At 64.6% G+C, this 20,899-nt stretch carries 17 protein-coding genes; 5 read left to right on the forward strand and 12 right to left on the reverse strand.

What is annotated here, in order from left to right:
• Positions 1 to 51: 51 nt before the first annotated feature.
• Both WFH44_RS17925 and WFH44_RS17930 read right to left on the reverse strand, forming a co-directional pair.
• The gene (locus WFH44_RS17925) at positions 52 to 1,101 is read right to left on the reverse strand and encodes an IS110 family transposase (RefSeq protein WP_336715502.1); all 1,050 of its coding nucleotides are present in this window, start codon (positions 1,099 to 1,101) and stop codon (positions 52 to 54) included.
• Positions 1,102 to 1,636: 535 nt separating this feature from the next.
• Positions 1,637 to 2,614: a zinc-dependent alcohol dehydrogenase family protein gene (locus tag WFH44_RS17930; protein WP_336715505.1), complete on the reverse strand. Its 978-nt coding sequence runs from the start codon at positions 2,612 to 2,614 to the stop codon at positions 1,637 to 1,639.
• Positions 2,615 to 2,875: 261 nt separating this feature from the next.
• On the opposite strand from WFH44_RS17930, the gene WFH44_RS17935 reads away from it, so the two are divergent.
• Both WFH44_RS17935 and WFH44_RS17940 read left to right on the forward strand, forming a co-directional pair.
• Positions 2,876 to 3,553, forward strand: a complete 678-nt coding sequence (locus WFH44_RS17935; RefSeq protein WP_336715507.1) for a FadR/GntR family transcriptional regulator — start codon at positions 2,876 to 2,878, stop codon at positions 3,551 to 3,553.
• Between the two features lie 17 nt (positions 3,554 to 3,570).
• On the forward strand, positions 3,571 to 4,290 hold the full coding sequence (locus WFH44_RS17940; RefSeq protein ID WP_336715509.1) for a cache domain-containing protein: 720 nt from the start codon (positions 3,571 to 3,573) through the stop codon (positions 4,288 to 4,290).
• A gap of 94 nt (positions 4,291 to 4,384) precedes the next feature.
• Here WFH44_RS17940 and WFH44_RS17945 read toward each other — a convergent pair whose 3' ends face one another.
• The 3 genes from WFH44_RS17945 to WFH44_RS17955 all read right to left on the reverse strand — a co-directional run bounded on the left by WFH44_RS17945 (position 4,385) and on the right by WFH44_RS17955 (position 8,604).
• A complete protein-coding gene (locus WFH44_RS17945; RefSeq protein ID WP_336715511.1) occupies positions 4,385 to 5,707 on the reverse strand; it encodes an ethanolamine utilization protein EutH in 1,323 nt (440 codons plus the stop codon).
• 75 nt (positions 5,708 to 5,782) lie between these two features.
• Positions 5,783 to 7,075, reverse strand: coding sequence for a D-arabinono-1,4-lactone oxidase (locus WFH44_RS17950; protein ID WP_336715513.1), 1,293 nt, complete (start codon positions 7,073 to 7,075; stop codon positions 5,783 to 5,785).
• A 26-nt stretch (positions 7,076 to 7,101) separates the two neighbouring features.
• Entirely contained in the window at positions 7,102 to 8,604 is a 1,503-nt protein-coding gene (locus tag WFH44_RS17955; protein ID WP_336715514.1) for an aminobutyraldehyde dehydrogenase, read from the reverse strand.
• Positions 8,605 to 8,920: 316 nt separating this feature from the next.
• On the opposite strand from WFH44_RS17955, the gene WFH44_RS17960 reads away from it, so the two are divergent.
• Both WFH44_RS17960 and WFH44_RS17965 read left to right on the forward strand, forming a co-directional pair.
• The gene (locus tag WFH44_RS17960; RefSeq protein ID WP_336715516.1) at positions 8,921 to 10,570 is read left to right on the forward strand and encodes an amino acid permease; all 1,650 of its coding nucleotides are present in this window, start codon (positions 8,921 to 8,923) and stop codon (positions 10,568 to 10,570) included.
• A gap of 276 nt (positions 10,571 to 10,846) precedes the next feature.
• Positions 10,847 to 11,023, forward strand: a complete 177-nt coding sequence (locus tag WFH44_RS17965) for a hypothetical protein (RefSeq protein ID WP_336715518.1) — start codon at positions 10,847 to 10,849, stop codon at positions 11,021 to 11,023.
• Positions 11,024 to 11,279: 256 nt separating this feature from the next.
• Here WFH44_RS17965 and WFH44_RS17970 read toward each other — a convergent pair whose 3' ends face one another.
• The gene (locus WFH44_RS17970; RefSeq protein WP_336715519.1) at positions 11,280 to 11,660 is read right to left on the reverse strand and encodes an ArsR/SmtB family transcription factor; all 381 of its coding nucleotides are present in this window, start codon (positions 11,658 to 11,660) and stop codon (positions 11,280 to 11,282) included.
• Positions 11,661 to 11,738: 78 nt separating this feature from the next.
• Here WFH44_RS17970 and WFH44_RS17975 point away from each other — a divergent pair, with 78 nt between their 5' ends.
• Positions 11,739 to 12,842 carry an NADH:flavin oxidoreductase gene (locus tag WFH44_RS17975; protein WP_336715520.1) on the forward strand — a complete coding sequence of 368 codons (1,104 nt, stop codon included), beginning with the start codon at positions 11,739 to 11,741 and terminating at the stop codon, positions 12,840 to 12,842.
• 333 nt (positions 12,843 to 13,175) lie between these two features.
• Here the strand turns inward: WFH44_RS17975 and WFH44_RS17980 are convergent, their stop codons facing one another.
• The 6 genes from WFH44_RS17980 to WFH44_RS18005 all read right to left on the reverse strand — a co-directional run bounded on the left by WFH44_RS17980 (position 13,176) and on the right by WFH44_RS18005 (position 20,877).
• Entirely contained in the window at positions 13,176 to 13,886 is a 711-nt protein-coding gene (locus WFH44_RS17980) for a response regulator transcription factor (RefSeq protein WP_336715521.1), read from the reverse strand.
• Positions 13,883 to 15,187, reverse strand: a complete 1,305-nt coding sequence (locus tag WFH44_RS17985) for a sensor histidine kinase (protein WP_336715522.1) — start codon at positions 15,185 to 15,187, stop codon at positions 13,883 to 13,885. Before WFH44_RS17985 ends, WFH44_RS17980 begins: the two co-directional genes overlap by 4 nt.
• 1,084 nt (positions 15,188 to 16,271) lie before the next feature.
• Positions 16,272 to 16,637 (reverse strand): hypothetical protein, encoded by a 366-nt coding sequence (locus tag WFH44_RS17990; protein WP_336715523.1) that lies wholly within the window; start codon positions 16,635 to 16,637, stop codon positions 16,272 to 16,274.
• Positions 16,638 to 17,460: 823 nt separating this feature from the next.
• The gene (locus WFH44_RS17995; protein ID WP_336715595.1) at positions 17,461 to 18,780 is read right to left on the reverse strand and encodes a flavin monoamine oxidase family protein; all 1,320 of its coding nucleotides are present in this window, start codon (positions 18,778 to 18,780) and stop codon (positions 17,461 to 17,463) included.
• 4 nt (positions 18,781 to 18,784) lie between these two features.
• A complete protein-coding gene (locus tag WFH44_RS18000) occupies positions 18,785 to 20,185 on the reverse strand; it encodes an NAD-dependent succinate-semialdehyde dehydrogenase (RefSeq protein ID WP_336715525.1) in 1,401 nt (466 codons plus the stop codon).
• Between the two features lie 59 nt (positions 20,186 to 20,244).
• Positions 20,245 to 20,877, reverse strand: coding sequence for a TetR/AcrR family transcriptional regulator (locus WFH44_RS18005; protein WP_336715528.1), 633 nt, complete (start codon positions 20,875 to 20,877; stop codon positions 20,245 to 20,247).
• Between the last annotated feature and the right edge of the window lie 22 nt (positions 20,878 to 20,899).

Consider the following 20,899-nt stretch of genomic DNA (forward strand, 5'->3'; position numbering starts at 1 on the left):
TCCAAAACTAGCGACCCGACGTATGCGCCGTTATCGACTCTTCTATGGTTGTCAACGTATCGATGGTTGGGGGCTGTTGGCATTGAGTGTGCGGTAGATCCGTCGGGCGAGGTAGCGTTTCACGCACCGGCGGATTTCTTTTTTGGTTCGCCCTTCTGCTTGCCGTTTCGCTGCGTATTCGATGGTCTCCGGATCGAACGCCATCCTCATAAGAGCAACCATGTGAAGGGCTTTGTTCAGGGTCCTGTCGCCGCCGCGGTTGAGCCTGTGACGGACGGTATTTCCAGATGAAGCGGGAATGGGGTTGACCCCGGCCAGGGAGGCGAAAGCCGCCTCGGAACGTACCCGGCCCTGATGGGACCAAGCGGTGAGACAAATAGCTGCCGTGACTGGTCCGAAACCGGGTTCCTGCAGTAGCGGCGCGGCTTCGCTTACCTCAACCAGTTCGGTGATCCGGGAGCCGTTTGCTTTGATCTCAGCGTCAAGGTCGCCGATGCGCTTGGCCAGTCTGACCGCTTCAGAGCGGGCCACTGATACAGCAAGAGGTTCTTCTCGGACCCGCCACCGGGACACCTCCAGTATCTGAGTGCCGGTCAGCGATTGACGCGCATCGAAACCCAAATCATTGGTCCGGAGCAGCGCGGTCAATGCGTTCACGGTCCTGGTCCGGTCGGTTGTCATCGAATGACGGGCAGTGACTAGGACCCGCAACGCTGCGCGGACCCCTTCGTTCGACCGTGGCCGGCGTAACTTATCCTCTTCCAGGGAAAGGACGGCAGAAGCGATCCGGTGCGCGTCCAACGGATCCGACTTACCAACCCCACGACGCGGCAGGGCGTCCATGCGGGTGGCTTCGGCGACCTGGTAGCCGGCGGCTGCGACAGCCCCGGCCAGCACGGCACCATAAGAAGCCGCGCCCTCGATCACCCACAGAGTGGCCGGATCGGCTTCGGTGCGACGTGCAACCCAAGCAATGGCGCGGTTGATCCCGGCGCCCGTCGCCGGGAAATCCCGGTTTTCGATCCGTTCGCCGCTTGCCGCGGCAATGATGGCGAAAACGTGCTTCCGGGCGTGGGTGTCGACATACGCAACGATAGTCATAGCGGTTCTGGCACCTTCCTCATTTCGCGGACATGGTCAGACCGTTACGGGCCGGTACCAGTCCGGGTAGAGGTCACTTCGGAACAGCACTGTGACGAGCCACGCCCCCGCGCGGGAGCGGACAATCTTCTGATCAAGTCACCGAGGTGGGCCGGGCAGGTGCCGGCCGCCCACCCAACGGACGGACATGTCGATAACAGGACACCCGGGCATACGGGGCCAAGCGTTCAGTGAGTCACGACCACGGGGTGGAACGGCCTGCACTTACTCTGCCAGCCAGTCGCAGACCAGCCACCCCAATCCTCACAGGCGTTCGGGCCTATTGCGTGTATTCGCAGGTGATATTCGGAGCGCAGCGGCCATGCATCCGCCGGGAAATCTGGCCGGGAGCGGGCGCTCTTTGGGGGACCACCATCGCATGGTCGGACACGCGCCTGAAGGTGGTCAGCTCTGAGTGCGAACGGCCGAAGAAAATGATGTAGGACCCGGGGAGGCAGGTCCAGCGGCCACCTGCTTGTGAAGGGACTTGCATGCGCTATGGGCGAAGAAGGATCTTCCCCGAGGTCGCGTCCTGTGTGGAGGTCCTTATGGCTTCCAGTGCTTTCCCTAGGGGAAATTCGGCCCTGATGTCCGTCCGAAGATGTCCTTGGCGAATGAGTTCGAAGACCTCCGCAAAGGCCTTGAGCAGGTCTTCGCGGCGGGTGGTATGAACCCAGTCCCGTAGCCGGAAGTATTCGATTCGAATATCGGGGCGCTGGTGTTGCAGGAACGGGGATAGCGGCTGACCGGACAGAAGCCCGTAATGAATGAGCCGGCCGCCTTCCCGGAGAGATGTGGCCAGTAACGTGCCCTCGTCTCCGCCGACGCAGTCAAACGCAAGGTCTATTTCGGAGAGAAGGTCTTGGTGCATGAGGCGCCGCAGACCGATCTCCCGGGACGTGTCGAGGTATTCGGTCCAATAGCCGGCCCTCTTGTGGGTTTGCGGTTCCGGATGGCGGCCCAGGCCGATGGTTCGGATTCCGCGCTGCCGGAGCAGACGGGCAATGGTCCCTGAGATGGCCGATCCGGCGGCGTTAACCACCGCGGTGCGGACGTCGCCGGAGTCTGCGTGCTGCGTGACCATGCGGACAGCCGTGAGCGGGTTGATGTAGGCGGTGGCGGCGGCAGCATCGTCAATATCGACGGGAACCGGGATGCACCACTTGGGCGGGAGGACCTTTATGGTTTGCCAGCCTCCTGCAGAACCGATGGGGATGACGCGTTGCCCGGCCGATAGCGTGCACTCATCACCGCACCCGTCAACCACACCCACCCCTTCAAAGCCCGGGATGAAGGGCAACGTCGTGCGGGAGGCATAGGCCCCGGTGACGGGAATCAGGTCGGACGGATTGATCGGAGAAGCGATCATGCGAACGGCCACTTCATTCGAGCCCAGAGGCTGCCCAACGACAGGCGCAACTTCCAGGACCTCCAGGGGATTGCCAAACCTGCGTGCCAGGACTGCTGCTCGCACTGATTCCGCTCTTTCGTTCGGGCCGGTTGAAATCTGAGGACTACCGACACCCCGCTCCCGGTGGTGCCGCTCCGCGCCTATTCTCCCCGGCTGACGGAGGGCGCGTGCATTCACAGCGACTTTCCAGTCGCCTTGGGAAGGAACAACCGGGAACTCTCAAAAACTAGTTTTTAGTGTTTAGCTAGTGGGGTGAATGGTTTGGCGGGCTCTCTCTTCCCCTATGGCGGGGGACGTGCCGGTGCCGAGGATACCTCTGCGCTGGTGGACGGTGTGGTCCAGCAGTTGGAGACGTCGCTGGCTGTCGGGCTGATCAATGACGGGGACAAACTGCCGCCGGAGATCGAGCTTGCTGCCGGAATGGGGGTCTCGACGGTCACGCTGCGTCAGGCGCTGGCCGTGCTGCGGAACAAGGGGATCATCGAGACCCGGCGCGGGCGTGGCGGCGGAAGCTACGTCCGGGATTCGAGTGCGTTCGGCGGGCAGCAGGCTGAAGAGCTGCTGCGGACCAAGAGTATTGACGAGTTGAGGGATCTTGGGGACGCGGCTGCCGCGGCCGCCGGTTCGGCTGCCCGGTTGGCGGCGATGCGTGCTTTGCCTGAGGATGTGGAGCGTTTGATGAAATTCGCCCGGGAGTTTTCGGTGGCCGGGCAGCCGGATGCCTGCCGCAGGGCAGAGAGCCGCTTTCATATTGAGATCGGCGTGGCGGCCCAGTCACCGCGGCTGACCCTGACGATTATGCAGCTGCAGGGGGAGATCGCCCCCATGCTCTGGACGCCGGGGAGCGCGGCAGAGACCGGGGACACGGTGCAGGAACACGCCGGCATTGTGGAGGCGATCCGGACGCGGGATGCGCTGCGGGCCCAGGCTTTGGCGATCGAGCACTGTGAACGTGAAACGCGGGTGCTCATCGACCGCCACTTGAGGCTGGCGGCGGCATGAACGAAGGACGGGGCCGGATGGCTGATCACGGCGGATCCCTGGAAGCCATCGCGGCCAGTGTGCAGGGGCACCTGGACGCGGCACTGGCGGAACTGTCCGCGGCCGCCGCGGCTGCATGTTCCCTGCTGGCCGGTGCCGAGCAGCAGGGGCGGCGCCCGGTGCGCGCGGACCTTGCCGGGATCCGGGAGAAGCTGCAGGCGTGCCTGCATCGTCCGGAACCGCCGATGGACGGTATCGGGATCGCGGTGGCCGCGGATTACCTGGCCGATAGCGCCTACTGGCTGGAGTGGTGGCGTTTGGGCAGGGGAGGCGGGCTGGAGTTTGTGGCGCACAGTCTGAATCCGCGCCGGGATGCCTTTTACGATTATTCTTCGCGTTCCTGGTTCTCCTCTCCTGCTGCTTCCGGACAGACCACGGTGACCGGCCCCTATGTCGATATCGGGGGGACCAACGCTTATACGGTGACCCTTTCGCTGCCGCTGATCACCGGGGCGGGATTCGCTGGCGTCGCCGGGGCCGATATCCCTGCGGCCAGGTTCGAACGCTTCCTGGTCGGCCCGGGCCGGGGTCTGCAGCCGATGGTGCTGGCTAACGCGGACCTGCGGGTGATCGCGTCCAGCAGCGCCGATCACCTGCCGGGGGCACTGCTGGAGGACCGGCTGGCGGACTCGCCGAACAAGGTTCCCGTGGCGGCGGGTCTGCATGGTCAGGCGCCGTGGTTTTTATTGCTGCTGTGATTTCCCGGCCTCGGGGTCGGGGATACGCGACAAGACCGCAACGGCCACGGCTCCCGGGCGGTGTGCCTGGGAGCCGTGGCTGTTCCGGCGGGGGCTACGGGGTTGATCCTGCCCGGGCCTGGAGAGGGTCGGGGGAGTCTGCGGAGCGGTTGTCCGGATTGTCTTGGGTGTCGTGGTGCCGGCTGGTGCGGGGTGCGTATTCCAGCGGTGCGATGGTGCCCTCGGCCCGGTCCCTGGCTTCGAGCACCCGGGCGTAGGGCAGCGCCAGCCAGAGCGCGAGCAGGATCGCGATCACGCCGCCGGCAAGTTTGCCGACCATTAGGGGAAAGACCATGTTGGGCTGGAAGTTGGCGCTGAAGGCAAGGTGGTCACCGAAGGTGAAGGCTGCGCAGACCGCGAAGGCGATGGCCAGGACCTTGTCCCGTGGCGGCATCAGCCTGATGACGCGGAACAGGGCGAGGATGTTCGCCGCTGCAGCCAGGATTCCCGCGGCGCCTTCCTCGCTGAAGCCCAGGCGCCTGCCGACGCGTTCGAGGGGGACTCCTAGCCATTTGCGGATGCCGTAGACCATGGGGAAGGCCCCGGCGAGCATGACACCGATGTAGCCGGCGACTTCCAGGGCCCGGAACTGGTCTTCGGAGTCGGCGATGAACGGTGCCAGCGGCCAGGTGCCGAAGACATCGAAGATGCCGGTGAAGTACTGGACGATCGAGAGTGCGAGGGCAAGTTTGATGATGATGTCCAGCACCCGTCCGAACACGATGAAGGCGCGCACCATGGTGCGGGAAAAGAAGCGCAGGCCCAGGGCCAGCACCGACACGACGAGGACCAAGGGCACCAGGTTGAGCAGGATGCTCCCGATCGGGAGGTCGAACGGGGTGGTCGAGGGGGAGGTGGTCGAGATGTCGCTGCGCAGCGGGGTGGCGCCGGTCTGCAGGATCAGGGTGATGATGAAGACGGCGAAGGGGATGGCGAGCAGGCCGGACATGACGCCGAGCGCCATGTATTTGTGATCGCGTTTGTCGAGCATGGTCAGCCCGACCGGGATGGAAAAAATGATGGTGGAGCCGGCGGTGAAGCTGACGGCGAAGGCCATGATCCAGGCTCCGTGGCTGCCTGCCGTGGCGTGTGCCAGGTGGTAGCCGCCCATGTCCCCGGCGATCAGGGTGGTGGCTGCCAGGGCCGGGTCGGCGTGGAACCAGGCGTAGACCGGGGCCAGATAGGTGGTGACCAGCTGGCTGAGGACCGGTACGAGGGTCATGATGCCGGCGACGGGCAGGAAGATGGGTCCGATGGCGTGGATGCCTTCCTTGAATTCCCTGCCGAAACCCGTTTCGTCGTTGAAGAGCGCACAGACCGCGCCGATGAGCAGGAAGCCCATCATGATGAAGATGATGACCTGGCCGATTACGTCCATGAAGATTGCCTTCTGCTTTCAGGCGGGGCCGGCGGTCTCCGTGGGGGACCGCCGGCCGCGGGTGACAGGGAGGGTTTAGCCGAGCAGGGCGCGGGTGTGGTCGTTGAGGAAGACGCCGCGGGGGTCGAATTCGCGCCGGACGGCCAGGAAGGTATCCAGTTCCGGGTACAGGCGTTCGAGTCGTTCCCTGGTCATGAAGTGGATCTTGCCCCAGTGGGCGCGGGCGTCGAAGGGCTGCAGGGCCGCGTCGACGTCGCGCAGGTACGGCCAGTAGTTGGTGCCCGGGGCGCCGGAGACGGAGATGACGGTGGTGTCGCGCTTGTAGAACGGGGAGAGATAGGAGTCGTCCTGCTTCACCCAGCGGACTTCCATCGGGTACTTCTGGTCTGCATGGGCCGTGCGGATCAGGTGCTGGACGGTTTCCACGGCTTCGCGGCCGCGTTCGGCGGGGACGTAGTACTCCATCTCGTGGAACGGGATCATGAACCCGCCCGGGTAGACCCGGTAGGAGCGGTCACGGCGGGCGCCTTCGGTCAGGTCGATGCCGGATTCGTTCGCGTCCATGGTGATGGCGTTGTAGCGCTTGGTGTAGCTGCGGTTGACCATGGATTCCCCGGCGGGGGTGGGCAGTTCGTAGAGCCCGGCGGATTCCTCGGCCTGGCACCAGAGGAAGGAGTAGTGCCGGTTGTCGGCGATGTCGCGGTCCCAGGTGGAAACGGTTTCGTCCCAGGTCGGGTAGCTGATCTGTTCCTGCAGGTGGTAGCGCGGGCTGACCTGGAGCTCGACTTCCAGGAAGATGCCCACCGTGCCCAGGGCGACCTGCGCGGCGCGCAGTTCGCGCAGCTGGTCTTCGCCGATTTCCACGATTTCCCCGTGCCCGTTGATCAGCTTCACCCAGCGCAGGGCGGAGGAGAAACAGCCCAGTTCGATGCCCGAACCGTGGGTGCCGGTGGCGATGGCCCCGGAGATGGACTGCTTGTCGATGTCGCCCTGGTTGGACAGGGCCAGGCCCTTGTCCCAGAGCGCGTCGCCGAAGGCGCTGATGGCGGTGCCGCCGAGGGCGCGGGCGCGCAGCCGGGTGCTGTCGGTGCCGGTGACACCGGTCAGCGCGGAAAGGTCCATCAGGACGCCGCCGGTGTGCACGAGCGGGGTGAAGGAGTGGCCGGCGCCGACGGCCCGGACCGGCAGGCCTTCCCGGATGGCGAAGCGGACGGTGTCCAGCGCTTCCTGCTCGTTCCGCGGGCGGACGGTGAACGCGGGCGTGGCGGTCTGGTTCCCGCCCCAGTTGCTCCACGGCTTCTGCGTGTCGAAGGGGATGGGCGGGGTGAAGGAATTGCTCAGCGGGTTCACGGGTGCAGAGGCGGTCATTTGGTTGCTCCTGGTGATGCGGGGCGTCAGGCGCCGTGGTTGATCATGACGTGCTTGGTGCGCGAGAAGTCTTCCAGCGCGTAGAGGGACAGGTCCCGGCCGTACCCGGAGCCTTTGAAACCGCCCCAGGGGACTTCGCAGGCCAGCACCAGGTGGGAATTGACCCAGACGGTGCCGAAATCGAGCCGGCGGGGGATGTTCAGCGACCGGGCGGCATCGGTGGTCCAGACCGAGGCGGCCAGCCCGTACGGGGTTTCGTTGGCCCGCTGCACGGCTTCCTCGTCCGTGCCGAAGGTTTCGACGGAGACGACCGGACCGAAGATTTCCTGGCCGCTGATCCCGGCGCCGGCCGGTACGCCGGTGATGACCGTCGGTTCGATGAAGTAGCCGGGCCCCTCGATGGCCGAGCCACCCACGGCGATGTTCAGGCCGTCGGCCTTCGCCTGCCGGAGGGCTTCCTGCACCCGCTCAAAGTGGGCCCGGGAGATCATCGGCCCGACCTCGGTCTCGGTTCCTGTTCCCGGTCCGCCGACGATGATCGAGGACACTTCGCGGACCAGCAGCTCGGTGAATTTCTCCGCGACGGATGCGTGCACCAGGACCCGGCAGGCGGCGCCGCATTCCTGGCCGGCGTTCCAGAAGCCTGCGGACCGGACCCCGGCGGCAGCTGCCTGCAGGTCGGCGTCGTCGAACACGACGACCGGCGCTTTGCCGCCGAGCTCCAGATGCACCCGCTTCACGGTACCGGCGGCGCTGCCCGCCACTTTCTGGCCGCTGCCGACGCTGCCGGTGATGGCAACCAGGTCCACGTCCGGATGCTCCGCCAGCCGCTGGCCGACCACGGAGCCGGCCCCGGTCACGATGTTCAGCACGCCGGCGGGAAGTTCCGCGGCGATCAGTTCGGCCAGCTTCAGCGTCGACAGGGGAGTCTGCTCCGAGGGTTTGAGCACGACCGTGTTGCCGGCGGCCAGCACCGGGGCGATCTTCCACGCGGCCATCAGCAGCGGGTAGTTCCACGGGGTGATGACGCCCACCACGCCGACCGGCTCCCGCAGGATGACCGAGGTATGCCCTTCGGCGTAATCCCCGGCCGCCAGCGAGGTCAGGGACCGGGCGGCGCCGGCGGTGAAGCGGAACGTGTCGAGCGCGCTGGTGATGTCGTCCTCGGCAACGGCCTCCGGCTTGCCGGTATTGAGCGCTTCCAGACGCTCCAGCAGCTCCCGGTTGTCCTCGATGATGCCGGCGATCCGGTGGAGCACGTCCGAGCGGTGCTTCGGGGTGGCGGCAGCCCAGGCCTGCTTCGCGGCCACCGCGGCAGCGATCGCCGCATCCGTGTCTTCGACGGTGCCGGCAGCCACCGCGGCTACCACGTTCCCCGACGCCGGGTCCTCGATGTTCATGGTGTCGCCGGAGGTGCCGGGAACAAAGCGGCCGTTGATGAACTGGCCGGCCGGCGGCAGGTCCCCGGGAACCTGCTCGAAGGAGGAAGAGCGGCGGACGGAAAACCGTCCTGTTTCCACAACAGTCATGGGAATCTCGACACTTTCTGCGTTCGGCCGGCATGCTCGCCGCCGGCCCGGTGTGATCTGTCTCACCGATACTAGGCGGCTCGCGGCGCTAATGCAATAAAAACTATTTTCAAATTTCAAAGCGGCCGCTACAGTGGAGAGCACCGCCGCGGACGTGGGCTCCATCACACGAAAGTGCGGGGCCGGAACTTACGCCGACGTGGGTCCGGACCGCAGCCGCAGTCCCGCGGGGCTCCTCATCCGCCGGGGCAACAACCCTGGCGGCGGGGCCTTATCCCTGAAAACGATCCGTTCCACACTCCAAGGACTTCCTGTCATGTCTGTTTCCCCGTCACGGCGCTCGGACGACGATCTCCTCGCCGAGCTGGGCTATAAGCCCGAGCTGAAGCGTTCCTGGTCCGGCTTTTCCAACTTCGCCATCTCGTTCTCGGTGATCTCCATCCTCAGCGGCCCGTTCATCAGCTTTTTCATCGGCTGGAACAACGGCGGCCCGATGGCGATCAGCTGGGGCTGGCCGGTCGTCTGCGCGCTGATCCTCGTGGTCGGGCTGTGCATGGGCGAACTCGTTTCGGCGATGCCCACCTCCGGCGGCATGTACTACTGGGCCGCCAAGCTCGGCAGCCTGAGATCCAGCTACTTCACCGGCTGGCTCGATTTCCTCGGCCTGCTCGCGATCGTCGCCGCCGTCTCCTACGGCTGCGCCACCTTCATCGACGTGACCCTGTCCTCGTTCAGCCAGGCGTGGGCCGACGGATACTCGCTGACCCGTGTGTTCCTGATCTTCATCGCGGTGCTGTTCGTCGTCACGCTGCTCTCGATCTTCTCCAGCCACCTGCTGGCCATCTTCAACAACATCTCCGTGTGGTGGCACGTCATCGGCACGGTCGCGATCATCGCGATCATCATCTTCGTGCCCGAACGCCACGCCAGCCTCGCGGACGTGTTCACGCAGCGGATCAACAACACCGGCATGTTCGACGGCGCGACCACCGGACTCGGATTCGTGTTCCTGGTGCTGCCGCTGGCCGTGATCCTGCCGCAGTTCACCGTCACCGGGTACGACGCCTCCTGCCACATGTCCGAAGAGACCAAGGGCGCCTCCAACTCGGCCGCCAACGGCATCTGGCAGGCCATCCTCTACTCGGCTATCGGCGGCTGGATCCTGCTGCTGGGCATCCTGTTCGCGGTGCAGGATGCTGACGCCGTGTCCGCCAGCGGCGGCAGCGTCGTCACCATCCTCAACCAGGCCCTCAGCGGACCCTGGGTCAGCACCGTGCTGGTGATCTCCACCGTCGGGCAGTGCTTCTGCGCCATGGCCTGCATGACCTCCACCACCCGGATGCTGTTCGCCTTCAGCCGCGACGGCGCAGTCCCCGGCGCCCGGATCTGGACCCGGCTCAACAAGAGCGGAGTCCCGCTCTACAGCGTCGCCCTGGTCGCCGCGCTGGCGATCATCCTCACCTTGCCGGCCCTCGTGCCGGTGGACATCAACGGCGCACCGGTCCCGGTAGCGTTCAACGCCGTCGTCTCCATCGGCGTCGTCGGCCTCTACCTGGCCTTCGCCATCCCGATCTACCAGCGCCTCCGCAAAGGCGCCGCCTTCCAATCCGGCAGCTGGACGCTTGGCCGCCACTACAAGTGGCTCAACCTGATCGCCGTCATCGAGATCGCCATCACCACCACGATCGCGATCCTGCCCACCTCATCCGGCGGCGTCCCCTGGAACCCCGGGTTCGAGTGGAAGTTCGTGAATTACACGCCGCTGGTGGTCGGCGGCACCCTGCTCGTCCTCTGGCTGGCCTGGCAGCTCCGCGTCAAACATACCTACACCGGCCCCCGCCACACCGTCGACCTGCCCGCCGGACTTACCACCGCGGACGAGCTCGAAATCGAGTACGAAGAACACCACCCCGGCCACCACCACCATTCATCAATGGAACGCAACGGACAGGAAGACACCAGATAACGGAAAACCCGGCTTCGCCGTGACCGCCCGGGCACCCCGGCAGTCACGGCGAAGCTAAACCTGCAGCGGGCGATGGGACAACCCCCACACTCAGCTATCTGGACGTCATAGGCGCCGTTTCGGCAGTTGTCACTCGACGGCCGTTCATGGCTCTTTGCGTAGCCGACCACACATCAAGCCAAGGAATCTGCTCCGTGGCTTAGGGCTCTTTTAAGGGAACGATACGGGCGCCCCGGAAGTGGAAGAAGCATAGGATGACCGACCCGGAGGAGCACCATGGCAGAGATGATCTGGAACGAAGGCGAGCATGTCGAGGCCCTGGACCTGGCTGGGACGAGGATCAGCGGCACCGTAATGCAGGTCGCGCCCGAAGTCGGGGCAGCTTGGATCCGCGAAGACGGGTTGGGCGAGCGACGACTGGTAGTTACGGATGACGTGGTCGCATCGGACTAATAAGGCGCTGCCGCAGACGGTTAGGCGACGAACCATCCCTCCTCCTATAACTGGTCATATGCGCCGTTATCGGTGTCTCGGGAATCAGGAGCGAACGTGGCTGGCGCTGCGGGACCAGAGCCGAGGACAGCGCTGAGCTTTCGAGGGAGGGCAAGAGTGGGTGCCGCAGCCCGCTAGTGAGCGTGAGCTGCCAGTGAACAGCGGAAGCACAAGGCGCTCTGCGTCTCTTCGAATGGGCCTCGCGGGCCTGCGGCCGTTAGAGCCGCTCGGCGGTGGGGGAGGGTGTTTCGTCGCGGGCAGCTTGAAGGACCGCCTTAAGCAGCCCTGGGAATCGTGCTTCGAGGTCGGCTGCGCGCAGCGTATTGAGGATCGAGGTGCCGCTGTAGCGCTGTTCGATCACGCCGGCCTCACGCAGGACCCTGAAGTGGTGTGTGGAGGTGGACTTGCTGACCGGTAGCTGGAAAGCGCTACACGCCTGGTCGTCAGGGCCATCCGCGAGCTGGTCGACAATCCGTCGCCGCACTGGATCGGAGAATGCAGACAGGACGGTATCCAGCTGCAACTCGCCCCGGTCGGGGTGAGCGAGAGTGCGCACCTGCAACCAGCCTCCTAGTCGCTTGATTGACTCAACACTCATTGTACGATACCTCTAGTAGTACGAAAGATGTCGTACTAGAGGCGGCGCCGGCCCTGGAAAGAGTTTAAGGAGATCATCATGACGAACCTCGCCCCGCTCTGGTCGCCCCTTCAGATCGGTTCCACGCAGCTGCCCAACCGTGTGGCGCTGGCCCCCATGACCCGCGTCAGCGCCACCGAGGACGGGCTGGTGACGGAGAAGATGGTCTCCTACTACGAGGCCTTCGCGCGCGGCGGATTCGGGCTGCTGATCACCGAGGGGATCTACACCGACACCGCTCACAGCCAGGGCTACCTGTACCAGCCCGGTCTGGCCACCGACGAGCAGTCCCGGTCCTGGGCGACGGTCGTCGACGCCGTCCACGCGGCCGGGTCCACGATCTTCGCCCAGCTCATGCACGCCGGATCCCAGGCGCAGGGCAGCCGCTTCAAGGACAGCACCATTGGCCCCTCTGCTGTCGCCCCCAAGGGGGAGCAATTGGACTTCTACCGCGGGGAGGGCCCGTACCGGGTGCCGGCCGAAATCACTCCGGAGCAGATGGAGGAGGTCCGCCAGGGTTTCGTGGCCGCCGCGCTGCACGCCAAAGAAGCCGGGTTCGACGGCGTGGAAATCCACGGTGCCAACGGCTACCTGCTGGACCAGTTCCTCACCGACTACCTCAATCTCCGCATCGACGAGTACGGCGGCTCCGCGCAGAACCGCGTGCGCTTCCCCGCGGAAATCACACGCGCCGTCCGGGAGGCCGTCGGCCCGGACATGACCGTGGGCATCCGGATCTCCCAGTCCAAAGTCAGCGACCACGACCACCGGTGGGCCGGCCGAGCCGAGGAAGCTGAAGTCATCTTCTCCACTCTGGCCGCCACCGGAGTCGACTTCATCCACACCACCGAGTACAAGGCCTACGCACCGGCCTTCGGCAATCAGGGACCCTCGCTGGCCGCCCTGGCCAAGCAACACGCCGGGCTGCCGGTGATTGCCAACGGCCACCTGGACGACCCCGAGACTGCTGTATCCATGCTGACCGACGGCGCGGCCGACGTCGTGGCCCTCGGCAAGGCGGCCCTGGGCAACAGGGACTGGCCGTCACGGGTCCGCAACGGCATGCCCCTCGATGAGATCGACGCACGCCTGTTCGCGCCGGTGGCCGATCTTAAGGACTGGGAGCTCGAACTGCTCTCCTGAGAGGGCTTTTACCCAAACGTGGACCGGCCGGTTAGTGCCGGTGATCTCCGACGGCCCGGTCGTGCTGGCCTGGGTGATATCGGCCTGGTCGCCTCCCTGCCGGTGTGGAGGACGGCACCGCGCGAGATTGAGCAGCCTGCAGCGGATGTGTCCCTCGGGAAGGACATATGCGCCGTTATCGGTGCCAAAGCTTTCCCTGTTGACGTCGAGGAGATAGAGGCCGCCTTCCTTGTCGTTCTGTCGGTCGTGTGGGTTCACGGGTTAAGCTTCGTCCCGGGCCGTTTGAATACGCGCTCATCAGCACGGGCTGTTTGACACTTCAGGGTTACTGCATCAGCGCTGTTTCGGTTTCCTGTTTGGCTCTGCTCCTTGTGATGCCTTCGGTGTTCGGGCTTCAGCAAGTCCGGCACGGTAGGCGATACTTACGGCCTGTGCGCGGTCGCGCACGCCCAGCTTCATCAGGACGTGGCTGACATGTGTTTTTACAGTTCCTTCGCGCAGAAACAGGGCCCTGGCCGTTTCCTTGTTGGACATGCCCAAGGCAATGCAGATGAGCACGTCACGTTCTCTGTCAGTTAGCGATTCGACAGCTTTGACAGCTGTGGCGTCGATACCTGCCGGCTTGATGGCGAATTCCTCGATAAGAGTGCGGGACACAGCGGGGGCGAGCCATCCCTGGCCCTGGGCGACCGCCTTGACCGCGTTGATGAGGTCCGCGGGCGCAGCATCCTTGAGCAGGAAACCGCTTGCGCCGGCCCGCAGGGCAGCAAAGACGGCCTCATCGGTGTTGTACGTCGTAAGTATCAGTGTTCTCGTGGAGACGCCCAGAGCAGTGATCGATCGGATGGCTTCGACTCCGTCCATGACGGGCATCCGGACGTCGATGACTGCTACGTCGACGTTGTTTGAGCTGACGAAGGTGAGTGCTTCTTCGCCGGTACCTGCGGTTCCCACCACGTCGATGTCCGGGTCGGTTGAGAGGATGAGCGAGAGCCCTGTGCGGACCAGCGGTTCATCGTCTGCGAGAAGTACACGGATGCTCATGAGGGGTTCCCGGGTGACTTTTTCGTTCTGAGGGGCATTCGCTGCAGCCATCTGGCTTTCTGGCCGGCCGCACCGTCGGTATCCGTTACGTCTTCCCGGTCCCGGCCGTTTCCGGCAGCGGCGGCCACAGGCAGCCGGGCGTACATGCGGAAGCCGCCGTGGGGCAGCTTAGCCGCATCCATGATGCCTCCGGCGATCGTGATCCTTTCGTGGAGCCCGATCAGGCCGTTTCCAGTTGAAAGGGCCCCCGCAACGGGTTCCGGCTCTCCGGCTCCATCGTCCCTAAGGCTCAGTTCGGCCCATCGGTCCGTCCACTCGATGGAGATATCCACCGTTGTGCCCGGACCTGCATGCCGGGCAACGTTGGTCAGCCCTTCCTGGAAGAACCGGTACCCGGCCAAGCCGACGCTGGGGTCCAGAGCACGGGCTTCCCCGATGATTCTCAGGGTGACCTGCAGGTTCTCCGCTCTGGCTCTTTCGATGAGATCGTCCAGCCGGTCCAATCCTTCTGAGGGGTCTGCCGAGTCGGCCTCCATCCCGGACCGGTTGAGGACTTCGAGCATCCGGCGGAGTTCGGCCATGGCCTGGGTCCCGGAATCCTCGATGACCTTCAGGGAGCGTTTGGAGCCTTCCGGGTCGAGGTCGAGGATGCGGCCGGCAGCGGCAGCGTGGAGGACCATGAGCGTGACGGTGTGGGCGACGATGTCATGGAGTTCCCGTGCTATGTGCTGGCGCTCGGTCAGCACTCTTTCCGCCTGGCGCTGTTCACGTTCGACCGCCACCAGACGCCGTCGCTCCGCCACCTGCAGTTGCGTTCTGCTGCGCCCCTGCCAACGACCGATCAACCACGCGCTGAAGGTCACTAAAAGGTAGCCGGCGGCGCTGATGAGCACCTCACCCGTCCGGGTCTCCGGATCGGCAAACTGTAGGTTCACGGCGACGCTAAACGAGCTCGGCACGAGGGCCAGCACGCCGGCTGCAGCCGAGTACCCGGTCGAACGGGTTTCGGCCACGGCTGATAGCGCGACGAGCAGGCTGGCCGTCGGATGATAGTCCGGGACGATGACCGGTGCCACGAGGCTGATCAGCAGTTCGGCTGCGAAGACGAGGACTGGCGCCTGACGGCGCCAGATGAGGAGCGTAGCCCCGACGGCTGCGAGCACGGGGACGATGAGCCTCGACGTCTCATCCATCGGTTCCCGGCCGAACAGAAAAGTGGAGAAGAAAAACAGGTCAACGGTGAAGGCGGCGAAGCAGGTGAAGGCGTCAGAAGACAAGATCCGGACGGCTGCTGCTCTCACAGCAGGAAGATGCGGCAACGGCCGCCAAGGATGTTCTCGCGCCTGCACGGTCCCGGCTTAGTCGACGTCCCCGGGTCCGAAAGGTTGGGGACCGTCAGGTTGGGGACCGTCTACCGGTGGTGGATCTGCTTCGGGATCGTCGTCCTCGCCGCCGTCACCAGGATGGCAGTGCCAGGGAAAAAGAAGACACCAGAATTTGCGTGCGCGTTTCGCCTCTTCATCTTCCTCCGGCGTCCCATCCAGCGCCCTGATCAAAGCGTCGGCCCCAGGCCCGTCCCGCCGGGGTTGGTTGCCGGGGGAGTCTCTTTCCGCTCTCCGGCTGGCAAGAGCGGCGACAAAGTCTTCGCGCTCCATCGGTGCCAGGGTGAAAACGGGCTCATGAAGCCGGACTGCCCCGGCCGAGGGTGCCGCATCGTCCGCCTGATCTTCGGGGTCGACAGCTACATGGGCCACCGTCCAACGTTCCGTGGCGGTGCCTGACTCGTCGTCTGTCGTTACATACAGGTCTTCGGGAGGTCTCTGCCAGAGCAGGCCCGGGGCGAACGCCACTACCGTATCGCCTGAGACGAGCATCGCCGGCCACGGTCCTCCGGAGACCTGATCCGAGCAGATCCAGACCCGGTCGATCCTGCTGGTGACACCTGCCACTGTGCTCTCCAATCCCTGAGCCGTGGAGACTGGGTTGGAGCCATAGTGCTCGCCCGATGCAAACCTGTCAACGCTTTGCACACGGGCAAGCCGGAGCCGGGACGGCACTAGATAACTCGAGCGTCCCGGCTTGGGTGCTTTACCAGTCGGCGTCCGACGCTTCCGGCGGTTCCGCGCGCCTGACGACCGGGGTAAACGGTATGACGAGCCACTGGCCGTGATACTGCTCCACGTACGACCCTGGCGGGCAGCTTGCAAATGCTTCTTCGCGTGTCATGACTTTCCCTATGTGGTGGCCCGGACAGAGCCGGACATTTTGGGTCTATTGGTAACCGCCAGGAGCAACGCTCTCGGGGCGGGTGCGTTGGAGAAATCGGTAGATCTGCTCCAACGCACCCGATCACGGCCTCGAACGGGGTCTCCGTTCTATGGCTTTCTAGAAGGAGAACCAGCTGCCGTACTCGGCGCCCAGGTACGTCGGCCCGTTATTGGTGATATTGACATCGAATCCCCACCACCAGGCTTCCTTGCAATATCGCTGGAAAGGCCGGATATTGTCGGTTTCGGCGCGCGAACCGGGAGCGCTGAACGTGACTGTGCCGTACTGCCCTCCCGTATTGGTCAGGCAAATGACAGTGGGACCGATAAGATTGGTTCCAAAGTCCTTGCTCTCTCCGGGAGCAAGCTGCGTGTACGCGCTGGCAGCGGTCGCGGTCGCGCCCACGAGCGCAACCGACGCGGCCGCGATAGCGAAAGCGCGCTTACGCCGGCTCATCTTGGTTTCCTTGGCATTAGCATTCATGAGAATTCCTTTCGTTCCGGGCGGCTCCTTCACCGCTTCCGTACAGGAAATTCTTCGCCTCAGCGCAGATCGAAGCGTCTGCCTACAGACCAGTCTTAAGGACACCCCATTTGGCTGGTTCTCACGGCCGCTGACTGCCATTTGGCCTACGCCACAGCCGTCCATCGGGCGTAGCTAAAGATCCGATGAATAAAAGGAGAAATCAAGTGGCATCACCAGCGACTTCTGCAGACTCAGCCCGCTCCTCGCAGGCTTGCAGCAGGGACCTGCCGAAGGATGACCAAGCCGCCGGGAGTACTCATTGAGGATCTACATATGCGCCGTTATCGGCGAACATGGGTTTTTAAGGGCACCAAGCGCCGTGGTCAAACCCCAGTCCATCCGGTACTGAGGCCAGCACTTATGCAGGCATCAGGGACGCGGGCTGGACTCTTCCGGCGAACCCGCTTGCCGAGTTTCTTAGTCTCGTGATCTAGGGCTGTGGTGCGCCTCCTGCATGGCCAACCCTCGCGATAGACCAACCCTGGGAGGGTGCGGTGTTTAGGGTGGCATACGCCTTCACGAGGGTCTTCGGATGACCAGCGGCCTTATCCAGCCGTCTTCCATGCTGACAGTGAAGCGGGGGACAGCTGGATTACGTCGCCGTTAGCGGGAGCAAACCGGCGTTGCGCATTCACCTTCGTGACCCGCCAGAAGCCGGTTTCTACGGTGGCGAGGGAAGCGGTGACGACGGGGGTCGCTTCCGGTGTTCCAATGACGACCCGGTGTTCCGGGATAGCTCCGGCTGCGGCCCATTTGGTGTTAAGAATTCGATGCAGTTTGGTTATTTGGCTACCTCTGGGGTGAGCCGGGTTGATGTAAGGATTCGTTGGGCCGCGCGTTGTCCGCTGCGGATCGCGCCTTCCATGAGTCCGGTGTAGATCGGTTCGGTGTATTCGCCGGCGAAGTAAACGTCGCCGATCGGAGCCTCCAGTACATCGCTGTCATCGATGCTGAAGGACGGTGAGTGGGCGGCGTAGGCACCTTGGGCGTAGGGGTCGTGCGACCAATCTGTGGCGATTGCGGTGTCGCCGATCTCCAGGTCGGGTCGCAGCTCCCGAACGGCCTTCAGCCAGGAAGAGGGGTCCTGCGCTACTCCTGCCGCTTCGATTGCCTTGTACGAACCCATGAAGCTGTTGAGTACCGGTGCGACCTCCTGGGTGGCATCGACGGCGGTCCAGGTCCAATAGCGCCCCGTTACCGACATCACGGCCGATGTCGCGGGAACCTGGCGCAGCGCTGCATGCAGCTTCACCGCGTGGCCCTGGACGATCCCCTCAAGTGCCCGTTGCCGTTCTTCGCTAGTCGGCGTTTCGATCAAAGACCGGTCCCGAAGGACGGAAAGAGGGACGGCGACGACGACAGTGTCGAACTGCTCCTCGCCGTCGGCCGAGGTGATGGTGGCGCCACCGTCAACGCGGGGTTCAACCCGGTTTACGGGGGTGTTGAAACGAATCGCGCTCTCGAGCTGCGCGGCCAGCGCCTTGGCAAGGGACTGGTTTCCTCCCCCGACGCGCCAGCTCTTCTTGGGTTCGAAGGAGGCAACCTGAGTGAGAGCTTTCGCTGTTACTTCCTCAGCTCCCACGGCTGTCGAGATCTCGATGCGTGCCCGCAGAGCGTCCACGAGGTGGATATCCTCGTCGAGCTGCTGCAGCAGATCCTCCGCCGTAGTTGACGGGTCTGCAGCTGGCAGGGCGGCCGCTGCTGCTTTGCCAGCCTCGACAATGTCTGCGGCCGTGAAGGGTGTGTCCCCCGGCTCCCGGACGTAATAGCTCATGCCGGTCTCCACGAGCGTCAGCCCGTTTTCGTCTGCGAGGCGGCGCATTTCCGTGTAGGCGTCGAGCACAAATTCCGCGCCGCGCTCAATCACGCGGGGACCATAGAACGTGTCGATTTCCTCTGACCAGACGCGTCCGCCGACCCGGTCCCGGGCTTCGAAGACGGTGATGGCGTGTCCGGCCCTGTGCAGGGTTTTCGCTGCGGTCAGGCCGGCCAGCCCGGCACCAATAATGGCGATGCGGCTCATCAGGTGAACTCCTTGGTTGCGGGAAAAGTGGGATTGGCGGCGGACCTTTTGGAGGTCCGCCGCCCTCGCCGAATACAGGCTGTTAGCCGCTGATGTAGAAGAGGCGCTTGTTGACGAACTCGTCCATGCCGAGCGGGCCGAGTTCGCGGCCGAAGCCGGAGCGTTTGACGCCGCCGAAGGGGATGTCTGCGCCTTCGCCGAGGCCGTTGACGTTGGCCATGCCGACCTCGAGCTGGTGGGCGATCCTGCGGGCGCGTTCCTCGTCCGTGGAGAAGACCGCGCCGCCGAGGCCGTACTGGGTGTCGTTGGCCAGTTTGAGGGCTTCCTCGTCGGAGGAGACCTTGTAGACCACGGCGACCGGGCCGAAGAGCTCTTCGGTGTAGGCACGCATGTCCGGGGTGACTCCGGTGAGGACGGCGGGGGCGATGTAGGCCGCCGGGCCGTCGTGCAGCTGGCCGCCGGCGTGCAGGGTGGCGCCCTTGTTGACCGCGTCCTTGAGCTGTTCGGCGAGGGCCTCGGCTGCGGCGCGGGAGGACAGCGGGGCGAAGGTGCCTTCGGTTTCCTCGGCCGGGTTGCCGGGCTTGAGGTCCTTGGCCTGCTTGGCCAGTTCGGCGACGAAGCCGTCGTAGATGTCGTCCATGACGATCATGCGCTTGTTGGAGTTGCAGGCCTGGCCGGTGTTCTCCATCCGGAACTCCCAGGCCGCCGCCGCTGCGGCCGGGACGTCCTCGGCGTCCAGCACGACGTAGGGGTCGGAGCCGCCGAGCTCGAGCACGGCCTTCTTCAGGTTCTTGCCGGCCAGTTCGCCGATGATGGCGCCGGCCCGCTCGGAGCCTGTCAGCGAGACGCCCTGGATGCGCGGGTCAGCGATGATGTCCGCGATCTGCTCATGGGTGGCGAAGACGTTGATGTACGCGCCGGCCGGGATGCCGGCGTCGTCCATGATCTGCTGGATCGCCAGCGCCGAGCGCGGGCAGGACTCGGCGTGCTTGAGGATGATGGTGTTGCCCAGCACCAGGTTGGGTGCGGCGAACCGGGCCACCTGGTAGTAGGGGTAGTTCCAGGGCATGATGCCCAGCAGCGGGCCGACCGGCAGCCGCTGGATGAGGGCGCGGCCGCCGCCGATCGCCTTGATCTCCTGGTCCGCAGCCAGGGCCGGGCCCTCGGTCGCGAAGTAGTTGAAGATGTCAGTGCAGAACTCGGCCTCGCCCTTGGACTGGGAGAGCGGCTTGCCCATTTCCTCGGTGATGATGGCGGCGAGCTCATCGGCCCGCTCGGTGAACAGGTCGGCGACCTTGGCCACGATCTTGGCGCGTTCGGCGATGGGCACTTCCTTCCAGGACTGGAAGGCCTCCTGGGACCTGGCCAGGGCGTCCTGGATCTCGGCATCGGTAGCGGTCGGGAACTCCTCCACCACCTCGCCGGTGGCCGGATTGAGCACCCGGTAACCGGGCTGGGTAGTGGTCTGTGCGGTCGCGGTCAATGCCGGACTCCTTTCTAAAGGGTCTTGTTTGTTTCGTGCTCGGAGCGGGAACCCGCCGATCAGGGCATGTTTTCTGGTTGGAACAGTGCTCGGGCGAGGTGAACCGTGCGGCGGCGCAATGCAGCGGTGTCGTCGTCGATCAGGCCGGTGGCGATATCGAATTCGTAGCCGTCGAAGTAGGCCATGAAAACCGCCATCACGTCGTCGATGGGCATGGCCGGTTCGAGGGTGCCGGCGGCGGTTCCGTCCTGAACGGCCCGGCGCACGTATGAGTCCCAGTTCTGGTACACCTCCATGAGATGTGGCTGTAGCTGGGGGTACTTCGAGGCCGCTCCTGCGAATTCAAGCCACAGGCGGCTGTGGGCCCTGATGTCGGACAGGGCGCACCACTGTTCAATCAGGGCTTCGATGCGCTCCCAGGGGTCCGCCATTTCGTCTCCGACGGCATGGAAGCGTTGCGCCAGCTGGGCGCTGGCATGGCGGATAGCGTACTCGAGGAGCTCTTCGCGGGATTCGAAGTGGTGCTGGATCAGGCCGATGGAGACACCCGCCGCTTTGCTGACGTCTCGGAGGCGGACTCCTTCGTATCCTTTGGCGCTGATGCATTCAACCGCGGCGGCCAGGATTTGTTGCCGCCTGATGTCCGCCTGGTCGCTTCCGTTCCGGGTGCTGGGGGTTGCCGCGACCGACATTGTGTCCACCTCTGGTCTTTTC

Origin of the sequence: Arthrobacter sp. USHLN218 (genome assembly GCF_037144715.1) — a bacterium.
Taxonomy (GTDB): domain Bacteria; phylum Actinomycetota; class Actinomycetes; order Actinomycetales; family Micrococcaceae; genus Crystallibacter.

What these genes read in the sequence shown, in the direction of transcription:
- WFH44_RS17965 (WP_336715518.1), top strand. Translation starts at nt 10,847, where the DNA reads ATGGCAGAGATGATCTGGAACGAAGGCGAGCATGTCGAGGCCCTGGAC.
- WFH44_RS17990 (WP_336715523.1), bottom strand. Translation starts at nt 16,637, where the DNA reads ATGAATGCTAATGCCAAGGAAACCAAGATGAGCCGGCGTAAGCGCGCT.
- WFH44_RS17955 (WP_336715514.1), bottom strand. Translation starts at nt 8,604, where the DNA reads ATGACTGTTGTGGAAACAGGACGGTTTTCCGTCCGCCGCTCTTCCTCC.
- WFH44_RS17960 (WP_336715516.1), top strand. Translation starts at nt 8,921, where the DNA reads ATGTCTGTTTCCCCGTCACGGCGCTCGGACGACGATCTCCTCGCCGAG.
- WFH44_RS17980 (WP_336715521.1), bottom strand. Translation starts at nt 13,886, where the DNA reads ATGAGCATCCGTGTACTTCTCGCAGACGATGAACCGCTGGTCCGCACA.
- WFH44_RS17975 (WP_336715520.1), top strand. Translation starts at nt 11,739, where the DNA reads ATGACGAACCTCGCCCCGCTCTGGTCGCCCCTTCAGATCGGTTCCACG.
- WFH44_RS17945 (WP_336715511.1), bottom strand. Translation starts at nt 5,707, where the DNA reads ATGGACGTAATCGGCCAGGTCATCATCTTCATCATGATGGGCTTCCTG.
- WFH44_RS17925 (WP_336715502.1), bottom strand. Translation starts at nt 1,101, where the DNA reads ATGACTATCGTTGCGTATGTCGACACCCACGCCCGGAAGCACGTTTTC.
- WFH44_RS17970 (WP_336715519.1), bottom strand. Translation starts at nt 11,660, where the DNA reads ATGAGTGTTGAGTCAATCAAGCGACTAGGAGGCTGGTTGCAGGTGCGC.
- WFH44_RS17950 (WP_336715513.1), bottom strand. Translation starts at nt 7,075, where the DNA reads ATGACCGCCTCTGCACCCGTGAACCCGCTGAGCAATTCCTTCACCCCG.
- WFH44_RS17940 (WP_336715509.1), top strand. Translation starts at nt 3,571, where the DNA reads ATGGCTGATCACGGCGGATCCCTGGAAGCCATCGCGGCCAGTGTGCAG.
- WFH44_RS18005 (WP_336715528.1), bottom strand. Translation starts at nt 20,877, where the DNA reads ATGTCGGTCGCGGCAACCCCCAGCACCCGGAACGGAAGCGACCAGGCG.